The organism is Salmonella enterica subsp. enterica serovar Typhimurium str. LT2 (genome assembly GCF_000006945.2).
GTDB classification, from domain to species: Bacteria; Pseudomonadota; Gammaproteobacteria; order Enterobacterales; family Enterobacteriaceae; genus Salmonella; species Salmonella enterica.
The window spans coordinates 2,765,491-2,775,008 of sequence record NC_003197.2; the positions used below are offsets into that span (position 1 = coordinate 2,765,491).

Consider the following 9,518-nt stretch of genomic DNA (forward strand, 5'->3'; position numbering starts at 1 on the left):
CATCAAAGGGATACGCAAATTGCGATATTCTGAAAAATGCGCGCCAGCATTAAGCGCAATGTTAATAAAACCAGTCGTCAGCGCTTTCCCACGTTTCCTGCAGAATGCTCTGTATACGTTTTTTATCGCCATCAGCAGCACCGACGATACTCAGACCATCCTGACTGCCTCGACGGATGGTTAAGTTGCAGTTTTCATACTGATTCTGGAGACGGGTAATTAATTCTTTTTCAAGCGCAGGAACGGCACCTTCCGGAAGCTGTTTTGCCCGGCTGATAACAAGTTCAATTCTCATAATTCCCTCTACATTCAACCACTGTATATAAACACAGTATACCTGTTAGAAAGAATATTCAAGGGGTGAATAGCACTTTTTGCAAAGGCTAGTGTGTTGTTTCATATCACATTTTAGGCAAAAAACCCGCCGCAGCGGGTTCAGATAAAAGAAAACCCGTACTCGGCGGGTTCACATTCATTCAAATTACGCTTACTTCTTGGTGTTCTGCTCCGACATTTCCATATATCGCCATGCTAACTTTGTCTCGATCTTCCTGTGATTTTGCTGCAATGTTGAAAACAGATTTATCTAATCGCTTATAGTCTTAGACATTTCGAATTTTTCACCGATTGGCTTTAGCTCATCAATAGCCTTATAGATTTCGTCATTTGATGGTTTTTTACCAGAATAAGCATAGTTGTAAGCATAAAAAACATCTCCTCTGGTATCCTTGAGCTCCATAACAGGAACCTTTTGAACTTTTCCATTGTTATTACTTATTGGGATAAACTTGGAGTCATGTTGGCTTGAATACAACCTTGGCTCTTTTCCTTCTTCAAAAATCATTCGCTGATACATGAGCTTATCCTCGTAATTCATCAAATAATTAACAACAAAAAGTTAGTGTGATTGTACCTAATAATGCTTTTGCTTTCTGCTGTGGATTTAACCAGCTATCATTCCTCCTGCTGAGGTGCTGCCGCAACTCGCAAAGCATCTTCAAGATTTGTGACGTATTCAGAGATGGCCACCTCATCCTCTCCAAACTCATAGAGCACGTCAAGCAGCGCCAGCACGGTGGCGGGGTTAGCGGCGGCAATAAATTCCGCGTCACGTTTCTCAACAGTATGGGCCAACGTCACTTCTTCACCGCAAAGAGAAAATGGCGTTACCGTGATGCCATTGAACAGTGATGAGGTGCGGCGCCAATTCCCCGGCGTAGCCCTCTCAGCCACTTCACGAAGCGCCCGTTTGTCGATGTTGCTCATTGGGCTCCCCCCTTGTTGATGCTCATTTTGGATGCTCCATAAACCTGCATTACCGGGCTTTTCTCCAGCACCGGCAGCGCTGAAAATCCCGTTACCTGACTACTGCTGTATCGCCTGAGGTCATAATCAATCACCGCACGCTGGTCTCGGAAAATGCCGCAGCGGCCATGACGAATGAAGCCGCCTCGCTCCAGCGCGATACGCAGATATTTCTCCGCCGTGGTTCGGTGCACGCCAAAAATCGCAACGACGTCGTTCGTCGTGATGCGCCCCTGCTCTTTCACCAGACCGATAATCCGCTCAAGAATAATCATCCGTTCGCTTTGTGTTTTAGGTCGGGCCATTTTTAACCCCTTATTTCACAATCCGGAGGTGGCTAACGTTTTTCCGGTAGCTTTCCCAGTCAAAATTCACCCACATCCCTCCGTCCATCTGGAGGCGATCGATAACCCTCGCGCCCAGTGAATCCAACAGCCCCTCGTGGTTAAGATTCGTCAGAACGCCAACAGGTCGCATCGATGAGAGACGGCGATCGATAACCTGATTGAGAATGACCTTCTCACCACTGCTTCCGCGCTGAATACCGACTTCATCCAGTACCAGCAGGTCAACTTTACAAAGGTCATCAAGCAGGGACGCTTCTGATTGCCCACCGTCGTAGCACTCACGAACCCTGAGCATCAGGTCAGGAATAGTTACCACCAGAACGCTATGACCGCCGGCCAGCAGATGATTTCCGATTGCCGCCGCAAGATGGTTTTTCCCGGTTCCCGGACCACCGCTGAACACAAAGCTCGCAAATCCACTACCGAAGTTCTGGGCATAACTTTTTGCCATCGTGTACGCTTTTCGCTGCCCCTCCCCGCTTACTTCGTAGTTAGCAAACGTACAGCTACGATGGAGATCCTGAATGCCAGATCGCCCGAAAATCTTCTCGGTGCGGGATTTCTGATTCATCCTGTCAAGCTCTTCACTGCGTTTACGCCCTTCGGCTTCCTGCCATGCCCGCCACTCATCAGCAGTCGAGAATTTCGGCTGCACACTGGCTGGGATAATTCTTTTCAGGCGATCAAGCGCACTGCCAGTACCGATTACGTTTTTCATCGTTACCCCCTGAATCCGGTAGGAATGGTTTTGTCTGGCGCAGAAATGTGGTTCACATCTCTGCCAGCTCTTCGGTCGTTGAGAGCGAACTTCGGTTTGAATAGTCCCTGGTAGCCGTTGGCAATGCTTGTGTTGATGACGTTTACCGGATCGTGGCCTTCATCCAGGCACTCCTTCAGAAGCCTGAAAGCTTTTGTTACCGTCAGTTCGGTTTTTATGGGCTTTCCGGATTGCTGGCGGTATGTGACCCATTCGTTCCACGACGCAGCATTCAGCCATTCGGGAACAGGAATACTCAACGGATCAAACTTCACTTTTCCCTTAGGGGGATTAAAGGGGGTTAGATCTTTTATATTTGTCTTTGGAATAATGTCTTTGGTGTTCCCTGTTTTCGGGGATGCCCTTCCCTCTTTTCGGGGATAACTATCCCCGTTTTCAGGGATGGCTGAATGGGGTAAAACGCTATCCCTGTTTTCAGGGATAACTATCCCCGTTTTCGGGGATGCCCTTCCCCCTTTTCGGGGATAACTATCCCTGGTTTCAGGTACAGAAATAATCCATGTGGCAATTTCATCATCAGGAAAAGACACCGGACATTTTGAGCAATGTGGCTTGGAATAAGCCCATTTATCCAGGTTTGTATTAATCCCTATGTATCTTGTTTGACCAATACGGCGCAGGATAATGATGTTACGATAGGCAAGACTCAGCACCGCTTCGGATACATGCTTTACCTTCAGTGTTGTCTTATCTGCAATGAGGCTGTTGGCAATACGATCTGATTTTTTCGACCAGCCATAAGTCAGCCGGATAATCGCATTCAAAACACGGAACTCACGCCCCGATAGTTCAACGATACACAAGGCGTCCTGGATCTGATTAGCTAAACGTAAATAGCCATTTTCCAGATCAGCCATACGGCACTCCTGTTGCGTCGGTATCGGCGCAGGGAATTTGTATATTTCAGCGGTATTTGACATACTCATCTCCGCAATTACCTACCGTTTTTGCACCAGAAAGCCGTTGGTGACCCCTCACCGCGGCTTTCGCCTTTTTAGTTGCTGCCATTTTCAGTCCCACCCCAGCGCATCCGGCCTGGCTCGTTCAGCCTTTAGCCCGGCATCAGCGAGAATCTCTACTGCTGTGAGATAGTTTCTGGATACCAGTACCGCTTCCGGTGGCGCGGCCTGAATCCCAAGAAAAGCCAGCTCTTTCGCCATGTTGCAGAAATATCCCTCAGCTTTACGCCTGCTGACTGTCGACTCGCTGATGCCCATATGCTCGGCGTATGATTTCTGCCCTACTGATGCAAGCCGGTTGAGCAGGACGCTCTCTATCTCAATCGGGTTGATTTCTGGTGGGTCTAACTTTCGTGCAATTGCGTTCTCCATGGGTAAATATCCTCTATGGTTATTTGGCTGATGCCTCTTGGCTTGGTAAGCCATCGGTTGGGTTTGGGTATGCTGCTGGGTCAATCTCGTGAGGAGTGACTTTCCATTCAAGAATTTCACATAACGGCAGGATGCGACGGGGAGGAATTACTCCTTTTCTCAGCCACTTGCCTACAGCTTGAGACGAGATACCAAAATGTTCGCCGATGCTCATTTGAGTCATGTGGTTACTGATTTTGATTTTTAATTGGTTGTCCATTTGGCTCTCCAGTTCTACGAGTTGGTAGCTGGAGATTATCACGTAAAACTTTAGGTTCCAACAAAAATCAATCTAATAGTTCCAATGAATAAAGAAACTGAAGGTTGTAAAATGTGAATATGAACAAAAATCTTCATCCCATTTTCGCCAAGCGTATCCAGCAAGTTCTGGATGAGAACGGCTGGTCTATGGCTGACCTCTCACGGCGCGTAATGCTTTCTCACACATCTGTGAGAAAGTGGGCCTCTGGCACGTCTGTAGCCAGCGGAGAGCGCTTGAAAAGGTTATCGGCGGTGACCGGAAGGCCTGAATATTGGTTCTTCATGGAGCCAGGGGATGAAAGTGAAGGCGAAAGGGCTGAACCTAAACCCAGAGTCCTTGATGAAAAAGAAGAAACATTGCTTTCTCTTTTCAATCAACTCCCGGAAGCAGAGAAACTGCGTGTTATCCTCCATACAAAAGCAGTCCTCCAAGAGATGGATCTGCTGAAGAACAACGTTTTTGATCTAATTAACGACCTCAAAAAATAGAACCAAAGAACTCATCCATACAGGTAGCACCTCTTTAGGTGCTATTTTTATGCTCCAAGATAGAACTTTTAGTTGCACTTTTTGCTTTACAAATCGAACCTTTGGTTTTATCGTTAGTTTCATCGACAACAAGCGCATCGTTGTCAGGTGTAAAACGTTCCGCTGGCCGGCGATAAGGCAAACGAGGGTGAGAATGATTGATTTCGCACGTAAACCAGCTCGACAGCAGGCCGTCCCGCTCAACCGGATTGAGGTTTTAATCCGCCGCCTCTGCTACCTGCTGGCGCAGAAAGGAGATCCGGATGCTTAAACAATGCGGTTACTGCCGCAAATCCATTGATGAAGGCAAAGAAGTAAAAAACACCCTTCTCTATCTCAACGGCTCGCAACTGGCGCGCAAAGAAAAGGAATATTGTTCCAGGCAGTGCGCTGAATACGACCAGATGGCGCACGAAAGTTAAATAGTAGTTCCGAAATATGAAATGAAAAATTCGCCATTAATTTGGCGTGGCTTCCTACACCCTGAATTTAAGACTGGAGAAATTATGGAAATCGTAAAAATCGAAATGAACCTGAAAGCAGTTAATAAGAGCATTGCTTTATTCAATTGCGAAAAGAAAGTCTCAGGCGTTATTCACTCAAATTCAACTGGCGAAACCACTGTGATTCTCGACGGTGGATATGTACTCGGAAAGTTCGACTGTCCTCATTGTGCTGTAAAAGCCATTTCGCTGCTCACAGTCAAGGTAAGTGATGGAGAACAAGCAGGGTTTGGTAATTACCGAAGTTACAAGCTTGATTACTCAGAAAAATTTTATCAGACCATCCATTAAGAAAACGCCCACCGAAGCGGGCGTGCCCTGTCCGGTCCAACCGACCAAAGCGAACCGGACCTAACAACCAGATATATCGGGGTGCTGTTAAGGCACCTCCATTCTACACGAATTGAGGACAAAACAATGAGTGGAACTAATCCTGTATTTTTAGTCCGCAAAGCAAAGAAATCATCAGGCCAGAAAGACGCTGTACTCTGGTGCAGTGATGATTTTGAAGCGGCAAATGCAACACTGGATTATCTTCTGATTAAATCCGGTGCGAAGCTGAAAGATTATTTCAAAGCTGTCGCTACTAATTTCCCTGTCGTTAACGAGCTGCCGCCGGAAGGCGAACTGAGCCTCACTTTCTGCGATTACTATCAACTCGCTAAAGACAATATGACCTGGACGCAAATCCCCGGCGTCACCCTGCCATCATCTGAAGCCGCCGCCGCGGCGCGCCAGCATATCGTCGATGGTGTTGATACCGAAACAGGCGAAGTGCTGGAAGACCACACCGAAAATTTTGGTAACGAAAGCAACAGCCCTGCCCAGGCAACAGCCCCAGCCCCCGAGCTGACTGTTGTCGCAACTATGCCTCTCCGTCACCGCGTTCTTGCTCAGTACATAGGTGAAGGTGAGTATCTTTATCACGTCGACGCCTCCCAGAAAAAAGAAATTCTGCGTCTCGAAATGGACACCGATAATTCATATGTCCAGAACCTGCTGCTTGCCGCCGAGAATGTTGAAGCGTTCAAGAAAGCCATTGAACATGACATTCACAAAATAGTGAATGCCGTTAAAAAAGTATTCCCTGTCGATGGAAAAACTCCTGAACTGGCGACTGTTATCCAGTTCCTTAAAACATGGTTCGAGACGGAGCATATCGATCGCGGTTTGCTCGTTAAGGAGTGGGCGAAAGGCAACCGTGTATCGGCTATTCAACGCACTGAAAGCGGCGCCAACGCTGGCGGTGGCAATAAGACTGACCGTAACCCTGATTACGAACACACTCTCGATACTCTGGACGTAGAGATTGCAATGGCCACTTTGCCTATGGACTTTAATATCTATGAGCTACCTGGCAGCGTTTACCGTCGCGCAAAAGAAATCGTAAAGAAAAAGGAAAGTCCGTTCAAAGAATGGTCCGCAGCACTTCGCGCAACGCCCGGTATCCTGGATTATTCCCGCGCCGCTATTTTCGCGCTGATCCGAAGCGCACACCCTGAGTTTTATCACTACCCCGGACGCCTTCAGGGGTATATCAACGCCAACTTAACGGAGACTGATCACGAGAACCCCACCGAGGAAGCTCTCACGGCTGCCCGACACACTCCGGAAAAAGACGCGGTAGAAGAAGCCAACCGACAGCTTGCCGCCGCGCGCGGTGAATATGTGGAAGGCATCAGCGACCCGAACGACCCAAAATGGGTGAAAACCGGGACAAGCCAGCCGACCACCGAACCTGAACTGGTTAAAAATGTTGGCAACGGTATTTTCGACGTGTCCGCTTTAATGCAGAACTCATCAACTCATGGCACAGAAACGAATCCGGAGACCACCAGCAATGTGCAGGTTCAAAAAGCTGACAGTGATGAAAAACAGGCTGGTGATGCGGTGCAGGCAGGCGAAGACGATCTGGGTACTGGTAAAGAAGCAGTTACCGTAGAGAACCAGAATCAGGCTGAGGCGCAACAAAACGTACCGGAATCGCAACAAGAAGAGCCAGAAGCAGCCTGGCCGGAATACTTCGAGCCGGGCCGCTATGAAGGTGTACCAAACGAAGTTTACCACGCCGCCAATGGGATCAGCTCAACTCAGGTGAAAGATGCTCGCGTGTCGCTGATGTACTTTAACGCGCGTCACGTAGAGAAAACTATCGTCAAAGAGCGCTCTCCAGTGCTTGATATGGGCAACCTGGTACATGTTCTGGCTCTACAGCCGGAAAACCTCGAAGCGGAGTTCAGCGTAGAGCCGGAGATCCCTGAGGGTGCTTTCACCACCACCGCCACCCTGCGCGAGTTCATCGACGCGCACAACGCCAGCCTGCCAGCGCTGCTGAGTGCTGACGATATCAAAGCGCTGCTGGAAGAGTACAACGCCACCCTGCCGTCGCAGATGCCGCTTGGAGCTTCGGTAGATGAAACCTATGCATCGTATGAGCAGCTTCCCGAAGAATTCCAGCGCATTGAAAACGGCACCAAACATACAGCCACGGCGATGAAAGCCTGCATCAAAGAGTACAACGTCACCCTGCCCGCGCCGGTTAAAACCAGCGGCAGCCGTGACGCGCTGCTGGAGCAACTGGCAATAATCAACCCTGACCTGGTCGCTCAGGAAGCGCAAAAATCGTCGCCGTTGAAAGTCTCTGGCACGAAGGCCGATCTGATTCAGGCCGTGAAATCAGTCAACCCGGCAGTGGTATTCGCCGACGAATTGCTGGATGCGTGGCGGGAGAACACCGAAGGGAAAGTGCTGGTCACCCGCCAACAGCTCAGCACCGCGCTGAACATTCAGAAAGCCCTGCTGGAGCACCCGACCGCCGGCAAATTGCTGACTCACCCAAGCCGCGCTGTCGAGGTTAGCTATTTTGGGATTGATGAGGAAACCGGGTTGGAAGTTCGGGTACGCCCTGACCTTGAGCTCGATATGGGCGGCCTGCGCATTGGCGCCGACCTGAAAACTATCAGCATGTGGAACATCAAGCAGGAAGGCCTGCGTGCGAAGTTGCACCGGGAAATCATCGATCGGGACTATCACCTGAGCGCGGCCATGTACTGCGAAACTGCGGCGCTGGACCAGTTTTTCTGGATTTTCGTCAACAAAGACGAGAACTACCACTGGGTCGCCATCATTGAGGCGTCTACCGAGTTGCTGGAACTTGGCATGCTGGAATACCGCAAAACAATGCGAGAGATAGCAAACGGCTTCGACACTGGTGAATGGTCAGCGCCTATCACAGAAGACTACACCGACGAACTGAACGATTTTGATGTGCGCCGCCTTGAAGCGTTGCGCGTACAGGCATAAGGGGAAAATCATGGAAAACACAAATATTGTTACCACTGAGCAGCAGGCACCAAACACCATTTCTGCCAGTAACGCAATTTTTAACGTTCAGGCACTGGGTCAGTTAACAGCTTTCGCTAACCTGATGGCAGACTCACAGGTGACGGTACCGGCACACCTTGCAGGGAAACCAGCCGACTGTATGGCTATCGTCATGCAGGCTATGCAATGGGGCATGAACCCTTACGCTGTGGCTCAGAAAACACACCTGGTTAACGGTGTTCTTGGTTACGAGGCACAACTGGTCAACGCAGTAATCGCAAGCTCCAGTGCCATTCATGGCCGTTTTCATTACCGCTATGGGGGTGACTGGGAGCGCTGCACCAGGACACAGGAAATCACACGCGATAAAAACGGTAAAAATGGGAAGTACACCGTCACTGAGCGCGTTCGTGGCTGGACAGATGAGGACGAGATCGGCCTGTTCGTTCAGGTTGGTGCCATTCTGCGAGGTGAATCTGAAATCACCTGGGGAGAACCTCTTTACCTCTCCGGCGTTGTTACCCGCAATTCTCCGCTATGGGTTTCAAACCCTAAACAGCAAATTGCCTATCTGGGCGTTAAATATTGGGCTCGCCTGTACTGCCCGGAAGTGATCCTCGGCGTGTACAGCCCTGATGAGGTTGAGCAACGAGAAGAACGCGAGATTAACCCTGCTCCAGTCCAGCGCATGAGCGTACAGGAAATCACCAGCGAGGTTAGCACCAGGACCAGCGCGCAGGAGTCGGCAGCTAACGTTGATGCTGTTGCCGACGATCTTCGCGAACGCATTGATACAGCAAGTTCCGTTGATCAGGCAAAAGCAATCCGTGCGGATATCGAATCACAGAAAGCGTTGCTGGGTACTGCGCTGTTCACCGAATTAAAAAACAAAGCAGTGAAGCGCTATTACCAGGTCAATGCACAGAACAAAGTCGAGGCAGTGATCAACTCAATTCCAAACCCTGGCGAACCGGAAGCCGCAGAGATGTTTGCTAAAGCTGAAAGCACGCTTGGCGCTGCTAAACGTCATCTTGGCGACGAACTGCACGATAAGTACCGCGTCACCCTGGACGATATGAAACCGGAATACATCGGCTAATTG

13 protein-coding genes and 10 other annotated features are annotated in these 9,518 nt (G+C 49.4%); of the genes, 6 read left to right on the top strand and 7 right to left on the bottom strand.

The genetic code is table 11. From position 1 onward, the window contains the following. Positions 1 to 61: 61 nt before the first annotated feature. The 7 genes from STM2621 to STM2627 form a co-directional block, all read right to left on the bottom strand. Positions 62 to 301 (bottom strand): Gifsy-1 prophage protein gene (locus STM2621; RefSeq protein ID NP_461556.1). Within the gene, positions 62 to 295 belong to an annotated coding region; the region does not span the whole gene. Further along, positions 296 to 301 (bottom strand) — a ribosome-binding site (putative RBS for STM2621; RegulonDB:STMS1H002718). Its footprint overlaps the gene before it by 6 nt. Positions 302 to 586: 285 nt before the next feature. Continuing rightward, complete coding sequence (locus tag STM2622; protein ID NP_461557.1) at positions 587 to 880, bottom strand: Gifsy-1 prophage protein; 294 nt, start codon at positions 878 to 880, stop codon at positions 587 to 589. A gap of 74 nt (positions 881 to 954) precedes the next feature. Beyond that, positions 955 to 1,272 (bottom strand): Gifsy-1 prophage protein gene (locus STM2623; RefSeq protein ID NP_461558.1). Within the gene, positions 955 to 1,266 belong to an annotated coding region; the region does not span the whole gene. Continuing rightward, positions 1,263 to 1,616 (bottom strand): Gifsy-1 prophage protein gene (locus tag STM2624; protein NP_461559.1). Within the gene, positions 1,263 to 1,610 belong to an annotated coding region; the region does not span the whole gene. Before STM2624 ends, STM2623 begins: the two co-directional genes overlap by 10 nt. Next, positions 1,267 to 1,272 (bottom strand) — a ribosome-binding site (putative RBS for STM2623; RegulonDB:STMS1H002719). Its footprint overlaps the gene before it by 6 nt. Continuing rightward, positions 1,611 to 1,616, bottom strand: a ribosome-binding site (putative RBS for STM2624; RegulonDB:STMS1H002720). It lies within the gene STM2624. Positions 1,617 to 1,620: 4 nt before the next feature. Continuing rightward, the gene (locus STM2625; protein NP_461560.1) for a Gifsy-1 prophage protein occupies positions 1,621 to 2,377 on the bottom strand. Within the gene, positions 1,621 to 2,370 belong to an annotated coding region; the region does not span the whole gene. Then, positions 2,372 to 2,377: a ribosome-binding site (putative RBS for STM2625; RegulonDB:STMS1H002721), on the bottom strand. (Overlaps the previous gene by 6 nt.) Continuing rightward, positions 2,373 to 3,362, bottom strand: a protein-coding gene (locus tag STM2626) for a Gifsy-1 prophage protein (RefSeq protein NP_461561.1). Within the gene, positions 2,373 to 3,356 belong to an annotated coding region; the region does not span the whole gene. Before STM2626 ends, STM2625 begins: the two co-directional genes overlap by 5 nt. Beyond that, positions 3,357 to 3,362 (bottom strand) — a ribosome-binding site (putative RBS for STM2626; RegulonDB:STMS1H002722). (Overlaps the previous gene by 6 nt.) 78 nt (positions 3,363 to 3,440) lie before the next feature. Then, the gene (locus tag STM2627) at positions 3,441 to 3,815 is read right to left on the bottom strand and encodes a Gifsy-1 prophage protein (protein ID NP_461562.1); all 375 of its coding nucleotides are present in this window, start codon (positions 3,813 to 3,815) and stop codon (positions 3,441 to 3,443) included. A gap of 305 nt (positions 3,816 to 4,120) precedes the next feature. Continuing rightward, positions 4,121 to 4,126: a ribosome-binding site (putative RBS for STM2628; RegulonDB:STMS1H002723), on the top strand. Here STM2627 and STM2628 point away from each other — a divergent pair. From STM2628 to STM2633, 6 genes are all read left to right on the top strand, one after another. Next, positions 4,121 to 4,550 (top strand): Gifsy-1 prophage protein gene (locus tag STM2628; RefSeq protein NP_461563.1). Within the gene, positions 4,140 to 4,550 belong to an annotated coding region; the region does not span the whole gene. (Overlaps the previous feature by 6 nt.) A 43-nt stretch (positions 4,551 to 4,593) precedes the next feature. Further along, positions 4,594 to 4,599 (top strand) — a ribosome-binding site (putative RBS for STM2629; RegulonDB:STMS1H002724). Next, the gene (locus STM2629; RefSeq protein ID NP_461564.1) for a Gifsy-1 prophage protein occupies positions 4,594 to 4,860 on the top strand. Within the gene, positions 4,600 to 4,860 belong to an annotated coding region; the region does not span the whole gene. (Overlaps the previous feature by 6 nt.) Continuing rightward, positions 4,846 to 4,851 (top strand) — a ribosome-binding site (putative RBS for STM2630; RegulonDB:STMS1H002725). It overlaps the preceding gene by 6 nt. Continuing rightward, positions 4,846 to 5,011, top strand: a protein-coding gene (locus tag STM2630) for a Gifsy-1 prophage protein (protein NP_461565.1). Within the gene, positions 4,853 to 5,011 belong to an annotated coding region; the region does not span the whole gene. The genes STM2629 and STM2630 overlap by 15 nt, the downstream gene beginning before the upstream one ends. Positions 5,012 to 5,032: 21 nt before the next feature. Then, positions 5,033 to 5,383, top strand: a complete 351-nt coding sequence (locus tag STM2631; RefSeq protein ID NP_461566.1) for a Gifsy-1 prophage protein — start codon at positions 5,033 to 5,035, stop codon at positions 5,381 to 5,383. A gap of 114 nt (positions 5,384 to 5,497) precedes the next feature. Continuing rightward, positions 5,498 to 5,503, top strand: a ribosome-binding site (putative RBS for STM2632; RegulonDB:STMS1H002726). Further along, positions 5,498 to 8,395 (top strand): Gifsy-1 prophage protein gene (locus tag STM2632; protein ID NP_461567.1). Within the gene, positions 5,510 to 8,395 belong to an annotated coding region; the region does not span the whole gene. (Overlaps the previous feature by 6 nt.) Beyond that, positions 8,354 to 8,359 (top strand) — a ribosome-binding site (putative RBS for STM2633; RegulonDB:STMS1H002727). (Overlaps the previous gene by 6 nt.) After that, the gene (locus tag STM2633) for a Gifsy-1 prophage protein (RefSeq protein ID NP_461568.3) occupies positions 8,354 to 9,515 on the top strand. Within the gene, positions 8,358 to 9,515 belong to an annotated coding region; the region does not span the whole gene. Before STM2632 ends, STM2633 begins: the two co-directional genes overlap by 42 nt. The last annotated feature ends 3 nt before the right edge of the window (positions 9,516 to 9,518 follow it).